Genomic DNA, 21,229 nt, shown 5'->3' with positions numbered 1-21,229 from the left:
CAGGTCACGCTTTCGACCTTTGGGACAACCCCTTATTGAATAGGTGCAACTTTGCATCAGTGGCCCATCATGCGACCTTCTTCGCCTTCGGGCGGGCGGGTTTTCTTGATGAACAGGCCGATGCCGAGCGCGACGATACCGATGATCAGGCCAAGCCAGAACGCGTTATGAAGACCGGAGATCATCCCTTTGATCAATTCGGCGGGATTCTTCGGATCGCTCGATCCGCTGAGGTAGTTTTTCGAGCCGTGCGACATGATGCTAATGAACAGCGCCGTTCCGACCGCGCCGGCTACTTGCGTCAACGTGTTCATAATCGCCGTACCGTGCGGGTACAGACTGCGCGGCAATTGGTTCAAGCCCGTCGTCTGGGCCGGCATCATCACCATCGAAATGCCGATCATCATAATGATATGGATCGTCACGATATAGCCCGTGCTCGTGCCTACATCCACGCCCGTGAACATCCAGATGGCGAGGATGATCAGGACAAGACCCGGAATGACAAGAACCCGCGGGCCGAACTTATCGAACAGCTTGCCGGATACCGGCGCCAGAATACCGTTGATGATGCTGCCGGGCAGCATGATGAGACCTGACTTGAATGCCGTCATAAGCAATGCGGTTTGCAAGAACATCGGAAGCAGCATCATCGTCGAGAACAGCGTCATCATAACGACGACAAGCAGCACCGTCACAAGCGAGAACATCGGGAACTTGAACGCCCGCAAGTCCATGACCGGTTCCGGCAGCTTTAATTGGCGCAAGACGAACAGAATAAGCGCGATCACGCCGGCAGTAATGGTCCAATACACTTCCGGATCAGACCAACTGCCGCTGCCAGCGGAACTGAAACCGTACACAATGCCGCCGAATCCGATTGTCGACAGCAGAATGGACAGAATATCCACCTTCGGCTTCGTAATTTCGGACACGTTCTTCATATAGATTGCAGCGAAAATAATCGAGAAAACCGCGAGCGGAATGACAAAATAGAACAGCCAGCGCCACGAGAGCGAATCCAGGATTAGACCGGACAACGTCGGACCGATCGCGGGCGCGAACATGATGACAAGTCCGATGAACCCCATCGCTCCTCCGCGCTTCTCGGGCGGGTAGATCGCCAGAATCGTATTCATCATGACCGGGAGCATCAAGCCTGTCCCCAGTGCTTGAATAATCCGTCCGGTCAACAACACGCCGAATTCGGGGGCAAACGCCGAAACGACCGTCCCGGCTAGGAAGAAGGCCATTGCGCCAAGGAACATTCGCCGCGTCGTAAACCATTGCTGCAGCAATGCCGTAATCGGAACGAGTACGCCGACGACGAGCATGTATGCGGTCGAGAGCCATTGGATCGTAGCCGCCGATACTTCAAATGTTTTCATCAATTCCGGAATAGCGTTGGCGAGCAACGTCTCGTTCAGAATCGATACGAAAGCGCCGATAATCAACGCGACTACGATGGGACCTCTCTTGATATTGCTTAAATCGAGCTGTGACGTCTTGGTTGTAGCCGATACTGCGCTCATTGTGAACATTTCCTCCTGATAATTTTCATCTGATTTTCTACACTTGTATGCTTAACTCCACAGATGTATAGTCGAAATATACACGTTGCAACCGGCAAAAGCCAAGAACCAGTTCGCGACCAATTGTAGCTTAATCTACAGAGGAGGGCCAAATGTATATGAATAAGCAAGCTATGGATAAGAACGGCAACCCCGACGCCAAGACGGACTTGCGCGTTCGGCGTACGCGCAAGCTTCTCTGGGACGCACTAATCGGCTTGTTGGAACATCGTACGTTCGAATCGCTCAGCATACAAGAAATCTGCGATACGGCGATGGTGCACCGAACGACGTTCTATAAGCATTTCGAAGATAAATATCATCTAGCGTCGTATGGGCTGTCGCTGATCGATGAGTTGTTCGCGAATACAAGCTGCGAGCAGCGTCTGCTTCACCCGTTCAAGACTTTCCAGAGATTCGCGGATACGAAACAATTCCGGGCGCTTACGAAAGCCGCTAAGGAGAATCATTTCTTAAGCAACCTGATGATCAAACACGGGGCGGAGTCGTTAAACAGGGATTTGACGGAGGCCCGTCAGCATGGATTCTCGTCCGACATTCCCCTTGAGATTTTTGCCCCGTTCTACTCCGGGGCCGTCTGCTCGATCTGCTCCTGGTGGATAGAGAACGGGATGAAGCAATCACCGGAGGAGATGGACGAGTATATCCGCCGCATGTTTAATCACGAGGTATTTTCTCCTGATTGGGGATAAAAGACACGCAGTAACGACAACAAGCTCATTCCCGAATCGCGGAACGAGCTTGTTATCTTATGCGGCCCGGCTTCAGATCAGCGCGAAGCTTCCGCGTCATCCGAAAGCTGTCCCTCCGCATTGACGTCCATAAATTCAAGATGATCGAAACCCCAGCCGCACATTTCATGCAACACGTTGCTCAGAGACAGTCCGTGCTCCGATAACTCGTATTCCACCTTGGGCGGAATTTCGCTGTATACACGCCTTACGATCAGCCCCTCCCGCTCCATCTCCCTGAGCTGATTCGTCAGCATCCCCTGAGTGACATTCGGCAATTGGCGCCGCAGTTCGCCGAACCGCTTCTTGCCTTCATGGAGAAGGATAAACAGAATAAGCGGCTTCCATTTGCCTCCGATTGCTTGCAGCGTCGCCAGAACCCCTTGCGTCGGCGCGGTTTCCCGGATACCTCCAGCCATGCGCAACACTCCCTTTCCCCAACTATAACAGAGGATATCCGTCATTCAAAGTACGCCGATTCATTGTACTAAGTACGTTTTACCATACTATTGAAAGTATGCTTGAAGAGACTATGTACGAAAAAAGTGCTTACTTTTCAAATCCGGATTCATCGTTAATAATGGGGCTAACTCGCGAGGTTAATGCCACTTTGAAAGGATGATCCCCATGAAAACGATGGTAATCTCCGCACATCCCTGCCTGGAGCAATCCCGAGCCAATCAAGCGATGTCGCGCGAATTGAAACGATATGAAGACATCTCCTTCCGCGATCTGTATGCCGAATATCCCGACTGGACGATCGACGTGAAGCACGAACAAAATCTGCTGTTGCAGGTTGACCGCGTTGTACTCCAATTTCCATTTTACTGGTACAGCAGTCCGCCTCTTCTGAAAAAATGGTTGGACGATGTTCTGACGTATGGTTGGGCTTTCGGTTCCGGGGGCGACAACTTGAAGGGAAAAGAATTTATCATCGCGACGACGGCCGGCGGTACCGAGAACTCCTATCGGGCCGGCGGGGAGAATCTGTACACGGTCAGCGAAATGCTTCGTCCGATCGAGCGCACGTTGACGAAATGCGGCATTACGTATTTGCCTGCTTTCGTGACGTACAACGCCAATGCGGGTTCGGAGAGTTATCTCGCCGAGGAGGCAATCCGATATGCGGCGTATATCCATGAGCCTTCGGAAGCGCTCGTCCTGTAACCGAATTGAATCTTGGGCCAAGGTGTGCGACTATATTCAAGGATGGACGATACATTAATCATTACTTGGATATAGGAGGCCTGTCCTTTCATGAAAACAATCAAACTCGGCACGAGCACACTCGAAGTTCCCGTCGTCGCGGTCGGCTGCATGCGCATCAATTCCCTTGACGGCAAGCAAGCCGAGCAATTCGTTCGCACGGCGTTGGATGAAGGCGCAAACTTCTTCGAGCACGCGGACATTTATGGCGCAGGTAAATGCGAGGAAATTTTCGCGGAAGCGATCGGTATGAGCGCATCGGTACGCGAGAGCGTCATCCTGCAATCCAAATGCGGCATTCGCCCCGACGTCGGCATGTTCGACTTCTCTAAAGAGCATATTTTGAATTCCGTGGACGGCATTCTGAAGCGGCTGAAGACGGAATATCTCGACGTGTTGCTGCTTCATCGCCCAGATACTCTTGTCGAACCGGAGGAAGTCGCGGAAGCGTTCGATCAACTCGAAAGCTCGGGCAAAGTGCGCCACTTCGGCGTGTCGAACCAGAATCCGATGCAGATCGAGCTGCTGAAAAAACACGTCAAGCAGCCGCTTGTCGCCAACCAGCTTCAACTGAGCATCACGAACGCCAATATGATCTCCCAGGGTTTTAACGTTAACATGGAGAACAGCGCAGCCGTGAACCGCGACGGCAGCATTCTCGACTACTGCCGCCTGCACGACATCACGATTCAACCGTGGTCCCCGTTCCAATATGGCTTCTTCGAAGGCGTGTTTCTCGGAAACGATAAGTTCCCGGAGCTGAACAAGAAGATCGACGAAGTAGCAGCGAATTACGGTGTCAGCAACACGACGATCGCCGTTGCATGGCTGCTCCGTCATCCAGCCAAAATGCAGCCGGTCATCGGCACGATGAATATCGAGCGCCTGCGGGACTGCATTAAAGCGTGCAATATTTATCTGACTCGCGAAGAATGGTATGACATTTACCGCTCGGCGGGGAACGTGCTGCCATAAAGCGACCGGTTTCGGCTCAACAACTGCATTTCCGCAGGTTGTTGAGCCTTTTTTGGTTGAACAGCTATATTGAACGCGGTTTGACAAGTGGCCGATACTCGGTCTACATTGAAGAGAAGCTATGATACGCTGGGGGATGATGGAGATGCTGCCCATTCTACGGTCAGAAAACCAATTTATTGGCGATTGGGACTTGAACAAAATGGATATTGTGTCTGTAGATATCCCCGCCTCGAGAGTAAGGGGCTTAATTACAGCGACTCAGTCTTCAGCTGGCGTCCTTAAGAAATTTAACGTACGACTTAAGGATGACGATCTCTATATCAAATCCGGTTCTTCCACAGGCAAGCTCTTTAATATCAGACAACCTGTGACGGAGAGAATCGCAAGTCTGATTGGACGTCTAATAGGATTGAACGTCGTTGAATACAAGCTATGGGTAATCGATAGACACCTTTTCGAGTACATTGACAACTACAACGTGCCCTCCCGAGGAAATCCCGAATCTTCTGATCCCCCACAGATAGATCACTCCACCAGTTTCCAGAAAGCATTGGCACTAAACGACAAAGTCCTCGTCAGCGTCTCGAAAAGTTTCATTCCCGACGAGTCATATACATTCATCAGCGCGGATCAAATCACAAATGGCGTATCCAACCAGCAATTGCACTCTTTTCTCTGTGGAATGGGCTCGAATATCCGAGAAGGAATCAACAATATGCTGCTATTCGACTATTTGACAAACAATACGGATCGCCATCGTAAAAATTTCGGATTCCTGCAACGAGAAAATCAAGAGTTGGAATTCGCTCCTCTTTACGATCATGGGCTCTCGATGTTCAGCGAATTCAGCAATGACGAAATTGCCGAAGAGGGCATTCAGTTGCTAGACTTCTGCGAAGGAAAGCCGTTCGGGGATTTGGGTCCGTCCTTTGCCAAGTATTTCGATAAAGAACTTGGTAAACACCGGGTAAATCTGAATGTTTCACAAGAAGACTTACTCCTTATTATAGATTCATTCGAAGTTTTGCTCGGAAAAGAAAGAACCGCGCTAATTCGATCCGTTATCGGGAAGAGGTGGGAGTATGTCCGACAAAAAATACTTTCTGAGATATAGAAACACGTTTATCGGCTGGTTCGAAGAGGCCAATTCCCGTTTGCACTACACCCCTTCGAGGCCTGGCGCTAATAGCATTCCTTCGGGCTTGGGATATCCGATCGGGCTATTTCCGGTTATTCTGAGCGGAAACCGGTTGCAGCCTAACCCCGAATACGCCCCGCAACACGCTGATATCATCCACTGGCTCAGCGATCGCGTGTTTCCGGAAAACCGGCAAGGCTCGCATGCATTGCTAGCGAATCTCGGCCTGACCCGCTACGATGTATGGGAGATCGCCAAATTGACGCATGCTGCCGTTCTGACGGATAACTATTGGATGTCCGACGATCTGTCCGACCGTTACGAGGATACACATCTCAAGTTCAAAATGAGAAGAGTACTACCCCACGTTCGGAAATCGGGCTTATCAGCGAAGTTCGTCAAAGCCCATTATCGCACTGTGGGACCTGCCGGCAAGGCTGCCTGGAAAGAGATCGAGCGATCCTTCGACGAACTCAGCCCCGCGGTCGAAGCAGAGTAAATGTAACTCGGTTGATCGGCGCCGTCCCCTCGGTGTCTGACAATAAAAACATTCTCAGGATGGTGTCCAGTGGTCAATCAACGCGGCATAGCAGCGGCAATCATACTCACAATTGTTACTTGCGGCCTTTACGGCATCTATTGGTTCATTGTTTTGACCAATGATGTCGGCGAATTAAGCGGGGATTCCTCGTTCACAGTGGAAAGCATTTTCTTCTCACGCTCGTCACATGCGGCATTTGGACTTTCATCTGGGCTTACCAAATTGGCCAGAAAGTTGCCGAAGCACAGCGTCAAAGGGACTTGCCCGTTACGGACAACTCAGTGCTGTATGTCATTTACTTCTACTATCCAGCCACAAAAAAAGGGTTGAGCAGCCACTCGCGGCCGCTCAACCCTTTTTCATGACATCTCAATCGTGGAAATCGAGGCCGGACGTGACCTCTTTCACGTATTCGGCACGGATGCAGAAGTCGCCGAAGTGCTCGCCTTCGTTCCGTTCCCTCGCGTAGCGATTCAAGATCGGACCGAGTTCGCCGAGAATTTCGTTCTCGCCGATGTTCTCGCGGTACAGCTTGTTCAGGCGCTGGCCGGCAAAACCTCCGCCCAAGTACAAATTGTATTTGCCGGGCGCCTTGCCGATGAGCGATACTTCGGCGAGGGCCGGACGAGCGCAACCGTTAGGGCATCCCGTCATGCGGATGACGATCTCGTCGTCGCGCAAGCCCGCTTCATCCAGCACCGTCTCGAGCTTGTCGAGCAAGGTCGGCATGTAACGCTCCGCCTCCGCCATCGCCATCCCGCACGTTGGAAGGGAGACGCAAGCCATCGAGTTTCTGCGCAGCGCAGAGTATGCCGCTCCTGCCGTTAGGCCGTATTGTTCGATCAGTTGGTCGATTTTTTTCTTCTTCGCCGTCGGAACGTTCCCGATGATCAAGTTCTGGTTCGGCGTCAGACGGTAGTCGCCGGAATGTACTTTCGCAATCTCGCGCAGGCCGGTCATGAGCAAGTAGCCTTCTTCGTCCTTCACGCGGCCGTTCTGGACGAGCAGCGTGAAGTGCCACTTGTTGTTGCTGCCCTTTACCCAGCCATAGCGATCGCCGTTATGATCAAAGTGATACGGGCGCGTCTCTTGCAGCTTCCATCCAAGCCGCTGCTCTAGCTCTTCAACGAACCAATCCAGACCGCGGTCGTCGATCGTGTATTTGAACCGCGCATGCTTGCGCACCGAGCGGTCGCCGTAATCGCGCTGAATCGTAACCGTCTTCTCGGCGACGTCGACTACCTGCTCCGGCGTAACGAACCCGATCGTCCGCGCCAGTTGCGGATACGTTTTCGTGTCGCCGTGGGTCATGCCCATACCGCCCCCGACCGCGACGTTAAAGCCGAGCAGACGTCCGTTCTCGTGAATCGCAATGAGACCGAGATCCTGGGAGAAGACGTCGACTTCGTTCGCCGGAGGCACCGCGATGCCGATCTTGAACTTCCGCGGCAAGTAGACGGGACCGTAGATCGGTTCCTGCTCTTCGCCGTCGCGGCTGTCCGCCACCTTCTCTTCGCCGAGCCAGATTTCATGGTAAGCCCGGCTGCGAGGATCGAGGTGGACGCTGACTTTATTCGCCCACTCCAGCACTTGCTCATGCACTTCCGATTGATACGGGTTCGGATTGCACATGACGTTGCGGTTGACATCGCCGCAGGCTGCAAGCGTGCTGAGCAGTTCGTCATTGACTTCCTTAATCACCGACTTCATATTCCACTTGATGACGCCGTGCAGTTGGAACGACTGCCTTGTCGTCAGACGGATCGTTCCGTTCGCATAGCGCTGCGCGATCCGGTCCATCATGAGCCATTGCTCAGGTGTTACGACGCCGCCCGCGGCCCGAACGCGAACCATGAATTGATAAGCGGGCTCCAGCTTCTGCTTGTTCCGTTCGTTCCGCACGTCACGGTCGTCTTGCATATAACTGCCGTGGAATTTCATCAACCGGTTATCGTCTTCGGAGATCGCTCCCGTGATCCGGTCGATCAGCGACTCGTTCAGCGTCCCGCGCAAGTAGTTGCTGCGGATCTTGATCGCTTCCACATCGCTATGCGGTGCGCTGTTCTTCGATAACAAATTATTTTCGGACATGTCCCTTCCCCCTTGCCTTCTCGAATCCGACTTAATAGACGTCTCGTTGATAACGCTTGTCCTGTTGCATCTGCGTCAAGTAAGCCGCCGCTTCCTCTTCCCCAAGGCCGCCCTCTTGCTTGAGTATCGTCAACAATGCAGCCTGTACGTCGTGCGCCATCTTCTTCTCGTCTCCGCAGACGTAGACGGCGGCGCCTTGCATCAGCCATTCGTACAAATCCTTGCTATGTTCAAGCATCCGGTGCTGTACGTATACTTTCCGGTCGGTATCGCGTGAGAATGCGACGTCCATGCGAGTCAGAACGCCGTCTTTCAGCCAACGCTGCCACTCCACTTGATAGAGGAAATCGGAAGCGAAATGCTGATCCCCGTAAAAAAGCCACGTTTTGCCGGTCGCGCCCGTCTCTTCCCGCTCGCCCAAAAATGCGCGGAACGGAGCAACGCCTGTTCCCGGACCGATCATAATGACCGGCACGTCTCCGTCGGCGGGGAGTTTGAAGTTCGGATTATCCTGCACGAAAACAGGCAACTCTTGCCCCGGCTCCACTCTTTCGGACACGTAAGTCGAGCATACGCCATAGCGGACGCGGCCTTGCGATTCGTATTCCACTTTGCGGATCGTCAAGTGCACTTCATCCGGGTAAGCTTTCGGGCTGCTAGAGATCGAATAAAGCCGAGCCGGGATCTTACGCAGCAGCGTAACGAACTTCGCCGCCGGAATCGCCTTCAGATTGTAGTCTTGAGCGAGATCGAGCAGATCGCGGCCTTTCACGTACTCCTTGAGCTGCTGCTCCTTGCCGGCAGCGAGCAGCTCCTGCAGTCCGCTGCTCGCTGCGAGAGCGGCCACTTGCTCGAGCAACGGCTTCGTCAGCACCGTAATTTCGTACACGCTGGCCAGCGCTTCCTTAAGCGGGCGTTCGCCCGCGTTCTTCGGAAGCGGCACCGGCGCCTCGGCATTCCATCCGAACGCTTCGATCACATCGTCCACAAGCTTCGGATGGTTGGCCGGGTAGACGCCCAAGCTGTCCCCCGCTTCATATTGGAGACCGGAGCCTTCGAGGGAAAGCTCCAGGTGGCGCGTCTCGCGGTCCGAACCGCGACCGTTCAAATTCAGGTTCTCGAGCACGGAAGCCGGGAACGGGTTCGAACGCGAATAAGCGGATTCGGTCGCGGTTGGCGTTGCTTGCACCGCGCCGCCCGACACCGCTTGAGCGCCAGTCGGCACCTGACCGACCGCAGACAGCACGCTCGCCAACCATTGATTCGCAGCGTCTTCGTAATCAACGTCGCAATCGACGCGCGGGGCGATGCGTTTGGCCCCGAGCTCCTCGAGACGTTGATCGAAGTCTTTGCCGGTCTTGCAGAAAAACTCATACGAAGTGTCGCCGAGCGCAAGCACCGAGAACGATGTCTCTTCCAGGCGGGGCGCACGTTTGCCAAGCAGAAACTCGTGGAAGGAAATCGCATTGTCCGGCGGATCGCCTTCTCCGTGCGTGCTAACAATGACGAACAAGTTCTGAACTTTCTTGAGCGTATTCGGCTTAAAATCAATCATCGAAGACAGTGCCACTTCAAATCCTTGATCTTGCAGCTTGCCGGCCAGCTTCTTCCCCAGCTTGTGGCTGTTACCCGTCTGAGATCCGAACAAAACGGTCGCTTCCTTCGGCGCGGCAGGAACTGCCGGTGCAGGCGCAGCCGATTGGACCGCCGCCGGCGCCAACGTTGCAGTTGCCATCTGAGCGCTTGCGCTCAACTGGGCGGCCAAAAACCCGCTTAGCCAAATTTTCTGCCCGTCCGTCAATGTGGGCAACAGTTGGTTAAGCCATTGCACCTGATCTTCCCGAAAAGGGCTGTTAGTTGCCTGAAACATAACTCTGAGACACCTCGCTCGCTTGATATGCGCCATATCCGAATGAGTCATATCCGATCATTCTGATATTATTTTACGACAATGATGTATTAACCCTATCATGCCTTGCCCCAAGGCACAATACAATTGATTTTATAGCATCTATAAGTTGCGGCAATAAGTCGGATTACCAGTGACGCCAGCGCTCACCTGCGGCTACTTCCGGTTACACCGTTTCGCTTCCTCTACGATCGCCCTCACACCTTCTTCGATTCGGTCCTTCTTCGCTCTCGACACGCTGATCCGAAGGAACTTGTCCCAATCACCGTAGTCCGATAAGTAGAATTCTTTGCCCGGCACGACCAGAACTCCCCGCTCCGCAAGCTGCTTCGTCATCCGATCCAGATTCACCGTTCGCGGCAATTTAAACTGAATGTAGACGCCTTCGCGAACGTCGGCCGCTTCGATTATGCCTTCGTCGTCGCATGCTCCTAGCGCTTCGTTTAACGTCATCATCCGCTCGGCATATTGGCTGGCTATCGCATGTTTGTGCCTGTCGTACATCCCGTTGCGAATATAGACTTCCAGCGCAGCCTGGGACAACAACGACGCATCCCCATACCTTTTGTGCGCCTGAAAAATCGCCCGCAGCGCTTCCGGCAGCACGGCAGCGCCCAGCCTCAGCCCGGGGAACACGATTTTGGAGAAGCTTTTCACATAGATCGTATGGTCGTTCCTGTCGTAAGAGAAGATCGGCTCGTACCGCCTCCCGCCGCCCAAGTCGGCCACATAGTCGTCCTCGACGACATACGTGTCATACTTGCCGGCAAGTTTGGCGATCGCCTTTCTCTCCTCTTCGCGATAGGAGGTGCCGAGCGGGTTCTGGAATCTCGACATCGTGTAAAAAAATTTGACTTCCCCGCTCGCGAACATTTTCTCCAGCTCAGCGAGGTCGATGCCCTCCGAAGTACGGGGAAAACCGCGAACAGGGATTCCCTCTGCCTCCAGGAACCGCAAATAGAGATCATATCCCGGCTGCTCGACAAGCACCGTTTTTTTCCCGTTCGGAAACGCCATCTTCGCCAAAATATCAAGCGCTTGTTGGGCGCCGGACGTGACGACGATATTCTCCGCCTTGGCGAACACTTGATCACCGGCGAAGTGAGATACCAACGTCTGTCGCAAAGTATCCAGCCCTTGCGGATTGCCGTAAGTGAACAGGCTCGTTTTATGCCGATCGATCGCTCGGTTCAGACAGTGTTGAAAGTCCAAATAAGGAAACATTTCCTCGTCCGGGGAAGCCGAGGCGAAGTCGATCTTGCCACCTTCGTCAGGGTCGCTTGTGTCCCTGGATCTCGCCACCGCGTAGAAACCGCTTTGCGGAATCGAATAAATCTCATGTCGCCTCTCAAGCTCGGCATAAGCGCGCACGATCGTGCCCGCACTGCATCCGTACAACGTTGTCGCTTCGCGGACAGAAGGCAGCTTTCGCCCTGGGCCGTAATGTCCCTCTCTTAACTTCGACTCCAAGTCGGTCAACACCGATAAGTATTTCTTCTTGACCCGCCCGTTCGTCTCCATTGCATCGCTTTCCCTTCTGCATACTGTTCCCACTAGTATACGGCATTCAGCTCAACTGTATTAATACAGTTGAACAAAAACGCCATCGCTCTTTGCTTCACGGTGACGTAACCTCATGCTACGGGGATAAATCAGTTTCGTTCGAACGTGTCCCCGATAATAAGTTTGGAGGTTCTCCGATGCGCAAATCCAGTTTAACGCTCGCTTATTTCTTAGCTGTCATAAACGCGTCCTTTATTGGCTTCTCCTTTCTGATGTCCAAGATCGCGATCGATAACGCCCACCCGCTCGACACGCTCGCGTTCCGGTTCGCAGCCTCGTTCACGGCCATGTCTATTCCGGTAGCTTTCGGTTGGATCAAGTTAAACTACCGGGGCAAGCCATTCGGCAGATTAATTCTGCTGTCCACGCTGTACCCGCTCGGGTTCTTCACGCTGCAAGCGTACGGGCTGCAGCACGCCACTTCGGCGGAAGGCGGCATTCTGTACGCCTTCACGCCTGCGATGACGACGATTCTGGCTTCTTTTTTCCTGAAAGAAAGAACTTCCGCACTGCAAAAGCTCTCGATCCTCCTATCGGCGTTCGGCGTCGTCTTTATCTTCGTCATGAAAGACGGGGGCATTGCTTGGTCGAGTATGGTCGGCATTTCTTTGCTTCTAATGACTTGCGTCGCCTTCGCCGGATACAGCGTGTTCGCCCGATCGCTCACGAAACAATTTACCCCGGTGGAAATCACTTACCTGATTCTTGGCGTCGGCTTCGTCAGCTTCATGGCCGCATCGTTCACCCGCCATGCGGCATCAGGGACGTTGACGAAGTTCGCAGCGCCGCTGGCGAACAGTTCCTTTGTCTTGGCGATTCTGTTTCTCGGCGTATTGGCTACGCTAACCTCGGCGCTAACCTCCAACTACTTGCTGTCCAAGATGGAAGCTTCCAAAGCGAGCGTATTCAACAACTTGTCCACCATTGTCTCCATCGCGGCCGGGGCAATGTTCCTCGAAGAAAAAGTAACCATTTACCACCTGATCGGTTCGGTGCTCATCGTTGCCGGGGTCATCGGTACGCAGCGGCTTGGACATGCGAATTTGCGAAAGTCCGGCGCTCCGGTCAAACACGAGCGCAGAACGCTTCCCGGCTAAGCTGAGCTGGGGGCGGAGTGGCGGCGGGCCTACAACCTCCAGCCTTCCACGTCGTCGCGTTTTCCGCACACGGTTGTCTTTTTAGCAACTACAGTTTCAATTGTAAACCTGATGACATCGGGATAGCTCCCTCGCCATCCGGTAGTGCCTTCGTTGCAGCAGGCACGGGAGTCATGCGCTTACGAGGCCGCTACTTGGATTTCGAAAAAGGGCGGTTTGGGAAGCTCTTACCCCTTAAAATGATATAAATTCTTATATGTAAAAATAAGAGCAGGCTGCCTCATTAGCGAGACTGCCTGCTTCTTCGATACCCCGATATTTCAAACTTTATCCCGCTTCAGTCGCTCGATGTCTTCAGCCGGAAGTCCGGTAAGCTTAACGATCGTCTCGGTATCAAGCCCTAACGCGACCATATTCGCAGCGACTTCGAGCTTGCCTTCAAGCTTGCCTTCAAGCTTTCCTTCAAGCTTTCCTTCTAGCCTTCCTTCCAGCTTGCCTTCTAATCTGCCTTTACGCTCGGCGGCCGAAAGTCCGCTGTTGTACTCGAGGATCGCATCTTCCCTTACTTCGTATAACCGTCTCGTCTCCTCGTCGGCGCTCAGCATGCGCAATCGTTCCTCAGCCGATTTGATCGTCGCATCCATCTCCATCAGCTCCTCTAATTGACGTTCGGTCGCCTTATGTTCCAGAAACAACAGCCACCTGTGCAACGGGTCATTTATATCTACCGCCATTTTGCGGAATTTCGCGCATTCCAGGAAATGAATCTCGAACACATCGGTCAGCCTATACGCGCGGTGCGTTTCTTCATAAAGATGAAACGTTGTGTGAAACGCATCGATAGGAAGAAAGGAATAGTCCAGTATGTTGATCGTGACCGTCTTCTTCAGCAGATCGTAGTCAAGGCCTTCTTTAATCGAGCCTGTGTACAGCCGCGCAAGATAATACAGCGTTCGCTTCTCCATCTCATAGTCGCGTTTAAGCTGCACTTCCAGATCAATCTGTTCGCGATCCAGCGTCTCGCATCTGACGTCAAGACGACCGACTTTGCCATCCAGCGCTTCGGCGGTAAGCTCCGTGTTGTCGAAGATCGTAACGTCTACGATCCTCTTGTTGTACGACGGACGCAGAATTGCGTTTAGCAACTCGATCAACAGCTGTTTGCTTTCATGCTCTCCGAAAAGTCTCTTAAACAAATAATCGTTTTTCGGATTCAACCGACTTGCTGTCATAGCGTTCTCCCCCATTATAACATCGCCGTCACAGGCCGCAAAACAACAAAACGCCGCTTCATCTCCCCTGAAGGGAAAATGAGCGGCGTGTTCTTCACGGCCAATTTCGAATTAATGTCTAGATCATAACAAACGCGGAAGAGTTGGGCAAGTCTAATTTGGGTTTCATTTCTTACTCTTCTACCACACGACGATATAATCGATATCCGTTGGCCCGTTGCCAGCATCGTATTGAATTTTGATCGTATTATTCCCTGCGTTCAAAGTGAAGGCGCTCGTTACGGTCGCCCATGTCGTATTCCAGGCGCCAGTTACCGGGAAAGTGACGTTCTTGATTTTCGTCCCGTTGACGTGCACGCTTAACGTGCTGCTGGCGCCCGTCCCGTTGCTGTAGCGGAAATCGATATTATGGGTTCCCGCCGCGGCCACATTGATCGTTGTCGACACGGAGTTTCCTGTCGCTAAATCAAGATGGGAGATATAACCGCTGCCCGAATATCCTGAGCCATAAGTTTCTCCGTCTATCGTAACCTCCTGCAAGGATTGCGCATTGCCGTTATCCGTCACGGCCCCGTCCTATTTCCGGCCAAGCAGCGCTTTGTCCGAACTGGACAAAATTTGGCGCTGGTTGTCTATGAGAAACCATTTGGAACTGTCCGATCTTGATCGGATGGAGGCATATCACATTTTCCGAATTGTTTTCTTTGACGATCCCGTACAGCATTTGATGTTTGGCATCATAAAGCTCATACTGTAGCCGTCGATCTGGATGCCCTTGTAAAATACATCTTTATTCTCGAATAAATAAACACTTCTGAGAAGATTGTGATTGGCATGCAAAGCATCCGGCGAATAACCGAAAACTTATAGCTGCTGAATCATCGAAGCGATATCCTTGCTTGTTCGTTCCACCTTCTCGTTATTGATGATAGAATACACGTAAATGCCCGTAACTAACATCGAAAACAATACGATGACGACGGTCAGGACAATGAAACGCTGTCTGAGAGAGTATTTAACTGGGAAACGCCCCTTTATCATCGTTATAATGAATATTGTATAAGACACCGCCCCGCTTCGGATAAAGGGGTGAAAGGGATGATTCCGATGCATATTCGCGAATATGAGAAAATTACTTCCCTGCGCTCCAAGCAAATTATGGGCGGCGGCATTCACCCTTGCTATGAGCTGCTCTACGTCTCTGAGGGAGAATTTAATATTCAATGGATTGACAGCGCATTCACGGCACGCGGCCCCGCTCTGTTTATCGTGACGCCGTCATCGCCGCACCAGATTGAACAGCTTTCCCCGGTGCTGGACTGCTGGTTTGTCGAGTTCCGGCTTCAGCATGCGGAATTCGTTCCTTCTCTTGACGTCTTGCGAATGTGGAATACGTCGCAAAGCCATCTGGATTGGAGTGCGGACAGTTTGTCCGACTTGCGAGACACCGTGCAAGCGTTGGACAAAACGATTTGCGCCAACCTTCCCCGAACGTCCGGCGATATTTTTTACCGGATCATGGCTTGCGATATCCAGAAGCTGATGCTCCAAATCGACCACTACGCGACGACTACCCTTACGGCGACGAAAAAAGCAGCCCTCTCTCCTCCTTCGGAAAAATGGTCTGCTCATAGTCATATTTACGGACTGATCCGGTTCATGGAAGATCATTATATGCAGGATATTACGTTGGACGAGCTCGCCAAGCGTTCGGGCTACACGCCTTCTTACATCATTCGCTTGTTCAAGGAAATGACCGACTCGACGCCTTTCCAATATTTGAACGAGCTCCGCATGTTCGCCGCCACGTCTTATTTGCAATCGGGCGAGAAAAGCATTCAGAAAATTGCCGAGTCGATCGGATTCCCGAACATTCATTATTTCAGTCGTATGTTCAAAAAGAAGTTCGGCGTCAGTCCGACGGAGTGGAAAAAAACGCACGTTTGACTTCATAGACAGATGACGGCAGCGTAAGCGCGATTTCATACGTCCCTGGGCCGCTTAAGCGGATTTCCCCTTCGTTCGTCGCGGGAACGGAGGCGCTTCTGAATCGCAGCGTGCCGCTTCCACCGGCACAGGTCGTGACTCGAATGCAGTCTCTGTCAGCATAAACAGAGATAACGCCATGAGGCGTCGGCACCGTTCCTTCCAGCCAATCGAGATCGCCAAGCTCCGGTTCGACCAGGTAATGAGCATACCCGGGGCCGACGGGATGGACACCGGTCAAATATTTGCCGATCAAATAAATCGGTGCAGCCCCCCAGGCGTGGCATAAGCTTTTGCGGTATTTGTCGCCATACATGTCATACTGCGCTTCGGCAGGCAGCTCGGGGTCATATTGCTCCCAGAACGTCGTCGCCCCCAAGTCAAGCATGCCTCCCCAATATTCGCGAATTTCACGGAGGACGCGCTGCTTTTCTCCGAGCTCGCACATCGCTTCCAGCTCGTAGAAACGCATATACGGAGTCGTAATTTTCTGCACCGCCTCGTTAAGCATGACGTTCCGTTTCACTGCTTCGATCCGACTGTCGTTCAAATAGCCGAACCGCAACGCGAACATGTTCGGATATTTCAAAATTTGTCCGATCCTCTCGCCCTGCAACGTGCCGGAAATAAAGGCCCCTTCCTCCTCGTCCCAGAACCGCTCCCTCATCCGTTCATGCAGCTCCGCCGCAAGCTTCGCGAACTTGCTTTCGTTGTCGAGGTCGCCCAGTTCCTTCGCGAGCAGCGCAATCGTCTCCAGGCTGCGGCAAAATAGAAGCTGTTCCGCACTCACCTCGCCTCTTAGCTCCATCGGCGCCCAATCGATAAATACCCAGTCTTCCGGCAAGCCTTCCATCATTCCTGCGTCGTTACGTCGTTTCAGGCAAAAATCCATTAGCGACATCATTTGCGGATAGCAATGCCGGATAAAAGCAAGGTCGCCGGTATACATGTAATAATCGTAAAACGCGATAAACCAGTAAAAGGTATAGTCCATAATCGTATTGATGTGCATCTCGACCGGCTCTTTGCCCCGCAGCGCAATGAGCGTCCGTCTCGTGACGTCCTGATCGAAAAACACATAATTGTTCATCAGGAAGCTTTGGTAGGCGTCCCCGCTCCATACCCAGCGGTCGCGCTTTAACCCGTCGTACATAAACTCGCGGGTATTCATGTGCAAGGTGCGCACCGACACATCCCAGATTCGGTTCAGACGATCGTCGGAGGAGCGGAATTCGCCCAATTGCGTCAACGGCAAATATTCGTAATCGTGTACAATGTCCGACCAGACGAGCCCGGGGCCCGCTTGCACGTTCACATAACGAAAGGCACGGGTTACGGGCGTCTTCACCGTTCGCGGAAGCTCGTTATCGATGCTCAACTCGTCGAACGTTTCCGCCATCTCGCCAGCCATTGCCTCCGGCAAAGTCTCCCCGTAATACAAGCGCAGCTTGCCCCGGCCGGTCAATTGCAGCAATCGGACAAATCCGAAGGTCTCCTGTCCGAAATCGACAACGACGCCCCTCTCCGTTGCGATCGTGTCCACCGGACGCACAGTGTCGTAGGCGAACGGAAAATCGGCCGGCGGACAGGCGATGTCGTCAAAGCCGACCGCTGCCGCAGCAACCCATTTGCCGTTATGGCATGTCGCTTCCCAGGAAGCGTCCGTAACGAATGATGCGCTTTCCGCGTAGACGGAAGGAACAGTCCGGTCGTTAAACACTTTAACGAGAAGCTCATGCCGCCCGGCGGGAACTTTAACCGATGTTATCTGTGTCTTCTCGTAAGGGAGGGGAATCATGCTGCCGTCCAGGTGCAGCACGAATTCGCCCTGCACCGACAGCGCCACCGTCTCCTCTTCCGCGATGTCAAAGCGTTTGCGGAACATCACGTTCGAATAAGCGCCATCCAGACGCCAGAACGGCGGGCAGATGTAGCCGCGAAATTGGCGTTTCACGGATGCTTGGGCATGCAGCCAGATCTCGTAGTCGTTCGGGTAACATATCCATGTCGCTTGGCGGCTCGTCATGTCGTTGTCCCCACGGCAAGCCGTTTGGAAGAATCGAAAACGACTTTGAAAACATAGCGGCCGGAGCCGACTTGAAATTGCAAACGATGCGGCTGAAGCTCTACGCCGTCCATATAAACCTGCGAGTCGGCCCACGCAGGCAGGGTGATATCCGCCGTCGTATTGACAGGCACTTCGACATGCAGCGTGAAGGCATCGTCGTTCAGTTCCCAAGCGCTCTCTATCCCGCCATACAACGTTTGGTAGCGGCACTTCGCTTCCGTGAATCCGCCGCCCGGGCAAGGGCGAATGAGGAATTTCCGGAAACCGTATGCATCATCCGCCAGATCGATACCGGCCAAATAACGATAAAGCCATTCGCCGACGGAACCGAGCGCGTAATGATTAAACGAGTTCATCTCCGGATCCTGAAACCCTCTGTCATTCGCCCATCCGTCCCATCTTTCCCAGATCGTCGTCGCCCCGTTCACGACAGGGAACAGCCATGACGGGAACGTTTCCTGAAGCAATAACCGGAACGCCGCATCGATCTCGCCTTGCTCGGTCAACACCGACAAGATGTAGCCGACTCCCATAAAACCTGTCGTCAAATGCCAGCCATTGCTGCGAATATCCTCCAACAAATATTGCGTTGCCGCCAATGCCGTCTCGGGCGGCAACAGGCCGATTTTTAAAGCGAGCACACAGGCGGTTTGAGTGGGACTAACCAGGCGGCCGTCATCTCCGACAAACTGTTGCTGGAAAGCCGCTTTCAGCTTGGCAAATACATCTGCGTAATAAGTCGCATCCTCCGCTTGCCCGACGATGCCGGCCATTTCCGCCATCAATTTGACGCTATACGCGAAAAAGGCTGCATTAATGAGAGGCTTGGGCGTATCGGCGCCGAAGCTCAGATGGTCGGCATAACTTTCCGATCGTCTACGCAGTTCCTCATCGCAATCCGCAAGCAAAAATGCAATATACTGCTTCATGGAAGAATAGGAATCCTTGATGAACCTTGGGTCTCCGTATACTTTGTACATCGTCCACGGGATAATGACGCCGGCGTCCGCGAAAAACACGTTTCCTATCCCGAAGTAGTCGAGAACAGGCGCAATGTCGGTGTAAGCACCGCTCGTCTGCTGCGCTTCCCGGATGTCCGCAAGCCACTTCTGATAGAAGCTTGCGCAATTCATATTATAGGTCGCCGTTCTGGCAAAGACGTGCGCGTCCCCCGTCCATCCAAGACGTTCGTCCCGCTGCGGACAGTCCAGCGGAACGCTGAAGAAGTTCCCGCGCTGGCTCCAGCGAATATTGTCGAGCAAGCGATTGACGAGCGGGTGGGAAGTATGAAGCTCTCCCGCTTCCTCCAATTCCGAGCCGACAACGATCCCCACCACTTTGTCTGCGGTAAGCTCCCCCGGATAGCCTTCAATTTCCGCGTATTGAAAGCCGTGGTACGTGAAGCGCGGCTCGTATTGCTCTTCCTGGCCGCCCTTCATCACGTAGACGTCCGTCGATTTGGCCGTCCGCAAGTTCAAGCGATATAGCTCGCCTTCCTCCGAGAGCCTCTCCCCATAACGAATGACGATGGTCGTTCCGGCAGCACCGGTCGCTTGGAGACGAAGCCACCCGACCATGTTCTGACCCATATCGACAAGCCAGACTGAATCGCTCCGACGGGTAATAGCTTTCGGCGCGAGCTCGCGGTTTGCCCGAATCGGCGGGCCTTCCTGCGCTTTCATTGCGCCTCCCGGCAACAGGTCCAGGGCAACCGCGCTTTGCCAGACGGGAGACAGCAGCTCCAGGCGCGCATCGTACTTCTCACCCATATAGAAATCCGCGCTGACGACAGGACTGGCCGCCACCTGCCACGTTTCATCCGAAAACAGAACCGAGCTGGACCGATCCTCGTACTCGATGATCATTTGCGCCCTGCAGGCAACCTTCGTTCCGTAATGATACGGACCCATAATGCTCAAGTTGCCCGCATACCAGCCGGAGCCGACGAGCACTTCGATCCGGTTGTCTCCGCCCGCTAGATAGGGAGCGATGTCATACACCCGATACGGAATCCGCTTCCGGTAATCCGTCCATCCCGGCGCGAACAGCTCGTCGCCGATCGGGACGCCATTCAATGTGCTTCGGTATACGCCCAACGCCGAAATGTACAATCTCGCCCGCGCAACCTTTTTCTCCACGCGAAACGTCTTTCCGAAGACAGGGTTGGGGCCGTAAGCGGTATTGACCGGATACAGAATGCGGTTATAAGATTGCCAGTCTCCGTGCCCGAACTTTCCGATTTCCGCAACCGGTCGCCAGTTCCCGTCATCCATGGAAAGAGAAATCCAGTCCTCGCCCGGAAGATCGGTCGTAGTCCAGCCGTCTGCGGTCGTGAACGATTTCGTTCGTCCATCGGCATACGTCACGTACACGGCGACAATAAATCCTTGTTTCTCGCCGTCAGCCCGGCAAGCGACCAGATTCCGGCCGGCTTGCAGCCAGTGGATGATATCGAGCGCGACCGATTGGGAATAGGGAAAAATCAACCCCTCATCCTGCCCGTTGACGTGAATATGCACGGCGTCCGCAGCGTAGATTTGCAGTTTGGCGTCGGCGAGCGGTTGATCGTCCAACTCGAAAACGAAGCGGAAATAGCGAACAAGCTGTTCCTTGCGCTCTGCCGGGCCGGCATCACTGTCCCACACGACGGGAATATCCCGCAGCATGTCCGGCTCCGGCTGCGGGTCCGGGAGGAAGGACCCCGTAATCCATTCTGCCTGCCAGGCGGCCTGTTCCAGCAACCCCGTTTCCCAAAACCCGTGCGCGCTCCATGCTCCTTCCCTCCCGTGCTGATCCCATGCCTTGACTTTCCAGTAGTAACGCGTCACGGCAACAAGCGGAGCGCCTTCGTAAATGACATGCTGCGATTGATCGGATGCGACTTTACCGGTATCCCATACATCCCCGACATCCTCGCGAAGCAGCTCCTCGCTCCGGGAAACGATAATTTGATAGGCCGTTTGGCGGCTATTGCGCTCCGCCGCCTGCAATTGCCAGCCTAATCCCGGCTGCTTCCGGTCGATGCCGAGCGGATTTTCTACGTACTCTACCGTTAAACGCGTTGCGATCAGCACATTCTCCACATCCTTTTATCTAT

General features: G+C 53.4%; 17 protein-coding genes and 1 pseudogene. 9 read left to right on the top strand and 9 right to left on the bottom strand.

The window, feature by feature from the left end:
- Window positions 1-56: 56 nt before the first annotated feature.
- On the bottom strand, window positions 57-1,532 hold the full coding sequence (locus tag ACFPOF_RS11395) for an MDR family MFS transporter (RefSeq protein ID WP_378132589.1): 1,476 nt from the start codon (window positions 1,530-1,532) through the stop codon (window positions 57-59).
- A gap of 158 nt (window positions 1,533-1,690) precedes the next feature.
- Between ACFPOF_RS11395 and ACFPOF_RS11390 the strand changes: the two genes are divergently transcribed.
- The gene (locus ACFPOF_RS11390) at window positions 1,691-2,284 is read left to right on the top strand and encodes a TetR/AcrR family transcriptional regulator (protein WP_378132587.1); all 594 of its coding nucleotides are present in this window, start codon (window positions 1,691-1,693) and stop codon (window positions 2,282-2,284) included.
- 77 nt (window positions 2,285-2,361) lie between these two features.
- On the opposite strand, the gene ACFPOF_RS11385 is transcribed toward ACFPOF_RS11390, so the two are convergent.
- Window positions 2,362-2,742, bottom strand: a complete 381-nt coding sequence (locus tag ACFPOF_RS11385; protein WP_378132585.1) for a winged helix-turn-helix transcriptional regulator — start codon at window positions 2,740-2,742, stop codon at window positions 2,362-2,364.
- 208 nt (window positions 2,743-2,950) lie between these two features.
- On the opposite strand from ACFPOF_RS11385, the gene ACFPOF_RS11380 reads away from it, so the two are divergent.
- The 6 genes and pseudogenes from ACFPOF_RS11380 (at window position 2,951) to ACFPOF_RS33560 (ending at window position 6,551) form a co-directional block, all read left to right on the top strand.
- A complete protein-coding gene (locus ACFPOF_RS11380; protein ID WP_378132583.1) occupies window positions 2,951-3,490 on the top strand; it encodes an NAD(P)H-dependent oxidoreductase in 540 nt (179 codons plus the stop codon).
- A 90-nt stretch (window positions 3,491-3,580) separates the two neighbouring features.
- Window positions 3,581-4,504, top strand: a complete 924-nt coding sequence (locus tag ACFPOF_RS11375) for an aldo/keto reductase (protein WP_378132581.1) — start codon at window positions 3,581-3,583, stop codon at window positions 4,502-4,504.
- Between the two features lie 136 nt (window positions 4,505-4,640).
- The gene (locus ACFPOF_RS11370; RefSeq protein WP_378132579.1) at window positions 4,641-5,621 is read left to right on the top strand and encodes a HipA domain-containing protein; all 981 of its coding nucleotides are present in this window, start codon (window positions 4,641-4,643) and stop codon (window positions 5,619-5,621) included.
- Window positions 5,590-6,144, top strand: a complete 555-nt coding sequence (locus tag ACFPOF_RS11365; protein ID WP_378132577.1) for an aldo-keto reductase family protein — start codon at window positions 5,590-5,592, stop codon at window positions 6,142-6,144. The genes ACFPOF_RS11370 and ACFPOF_RS11365 overlap by 32 nt, the downstream gene beginning before the upstream one ends.
- A 69-nt stretch (window positions 6,145-6,213) precedes the next feature.
- Window positions 6,214-6,282: pseudogene (locus tag ACFPOF_RS11360) on the top strand (DUF4234 domain-containing protein); the annotation flags it as partial.
- A gap of 164 nt (window positions 6,283-6,446) precedes the next feature.
- Entirely contained in the window at window positions 6,447-6,551 is a 105-nt protein-coding gene (locus tag ACFPOF_RS33560; RefSeq protein ID WP_465251467.1) for a hypothetical protein, read from the top strand.
- Window positions 6,552-6,555: 4 nt separating this feature from the next.
- Here the strand turns inward: ACFPOF_RS33560 and cysI are convergent, their stop codons facing one another.
- The 3 genes from cysI to ACFPOF_RS11340 all read right to left on the bottom strand — a co-directional run bounded on the left by cysI (window position 6,556) and on the right by ACFPOF_RS11340 (window position 11,707).
- Window positions 6,556-8,277 carry an assimilatory sulfite reductase (NADPH) hemoprotein subunit gene (gene cysI / locus ACFPOF_RS11350; RefSeq protein WP_378132575.1) on the bottom strand — a complete coding sequence of 574 codons (1,722 nt, stop codon included), beginning with the start codon at window positions 8,275-8,277 and terminating at the stop codon, window positions 6,556-6,558.
- Window positions 8,278-8,308: 31 nt separating this feature from the next.
- Window positions 8,309-10,147, bottom strand: coding sequence for an assimilatory sulfite reductase (NADPH) flavoprotein subunit (locus ACFPOF_RS11345; RefSeq protein WP_378132573.1), 1,839 nt, complete (start codon window positions 10,145-10,147; stop codon window positions 8,309-8,311).
- Window positions 10,148-10,342: 195 nt separating this feature from the next.
- Window positions 10,343-11,707 (bottom strand): aminotransferase-like domain-containing protein, encoded by a 1,365-nt coding sequence (locus ACFPOF_RS11340; RefSeq protein ID WP_378132571.1) that lies wholly within the window; start codon window positions 11,705-11,707, stop codon window positions 10,343-10,345.
- Window positions 11,708-11,886: 179 nt separating this feature from the next.
- On the opposite strand from ACFPOF_RS11340, the gene ACFPOF_RS11335 reads away from it, so the two are divergent.
- Window positions 11,887-12,846 (top strand): DMT family transporter, encoded by a 960-nt coding sequence (locus ACFPOF_RS11335; protein WP_378132569.1) that lies wholly within the window; start codon window positions 11,887-11,889, stop codon window positions 12,844-12,846.
- A 320-nt stretch (window positions 12,847-13,166) separates the two neighbouring features.
- On the opposite strand, the gene ACFPOF_RS11330 is transcribed toward ACFPOF_RS11335, so the two are convergent.
- Together ACFPOF_RS11330 and ACFPOF_RS11325 are read right to left on the bottom strand one after the other, a co-directional pair.
- Complete coding sequence (locus tag ACFPOF_RS11330; RefSeq protein ID WP_378132567.1) at window positions 13,167-14,078, bottom strand: Rpn family recombination-promoting nuclease/putative transposase; 912 nt, start codon at window positions 14,076-14,078, stop codon at window positions 13,167-13,169.
- A 180-nt stretch (window positions 14,079-14,258) separates the two neighbouring features.
- Window positions 14,259-14,645: a CBM35 domain-containing protein gene (locus ACFPOF_RS11325; RefSeq protein ID WP_378132565.1), complete on the bottom strand. Its 387-nt coding sequence runs from the start codon at window positions 14,643-14,645 to the stop codon at window positions 14,259-14,261.
- Window positions 14,646-15,176: 531 nt separating this feature from the next.
- Between ACFPOF_RS11325 and ACFPOF_RS11320 the strand changes: the two genes are divergently transcribed.
- Window positions 15,177-16,025, top strand: a complete 849-nt coding sequence (locus tag ACFPOF_RS11320; protein WP_378132564.1) for a helix-turn-helix transcriptional regulator — start codon at window positions 15,177-15,179, stop codon at window positions 16,023-16,025.
- Here ACFPOF_RS11320 and ACFPOF_RS11315 read toward each other — a convergent pair.
- Together ACFPOF_RS11315 and ACFPOF_RS11310 are read right to left on the bottom strand one after the other, a co-directional pair.
- On the bottom strand, window positions 15,991-18,090 hold the full coding sequence (locus ACFPOF_RS11315; protein ID WP_378132562.1) for an alpha-L-rhamnosidase-related protein: 2,100 nt from the start codon (window positions 18,088-18,090) through the stop codon (window positions 15,991-15,993). The genes ACFPOF_RS11320 and ACFPOF_RS11315 overlap by 35 nt on opposite strands.
- The gene (locus tag ACFPOF_RS11310; protein WP_378132560.1) at window positions 18,087-21,206 is read right to left on the bottom strand and encodes a family 78 glycoside hydrolase catalytic domain; all 3,120 of its coding nucleotides are present in this window, start codon (window positions 21,204-21,206) and stop codon (window positions 18,087-18,089) included. The genes ACFPOF_RS11315 and ACFPOF_RS11310 overlap by 4 nt, the downstream gene beginning before the upstream one ends.
- Window positions 21,207-21,229 lie beyond the last annotated feature (23 nt).

The sequence above is a fragment of the Cohnella soli genome, assembly GCF_042655525.1.
In the GTDB taxonomy this organism is placed as follows: Bacteria; Bacillota; Bacilli; order Paenibacillales; family Paenibacillaceae; genus Cohnella; species Cohnella soli.
This window is presented reverse-complemented; position numbering and strand designations above follow the sequence as displayed.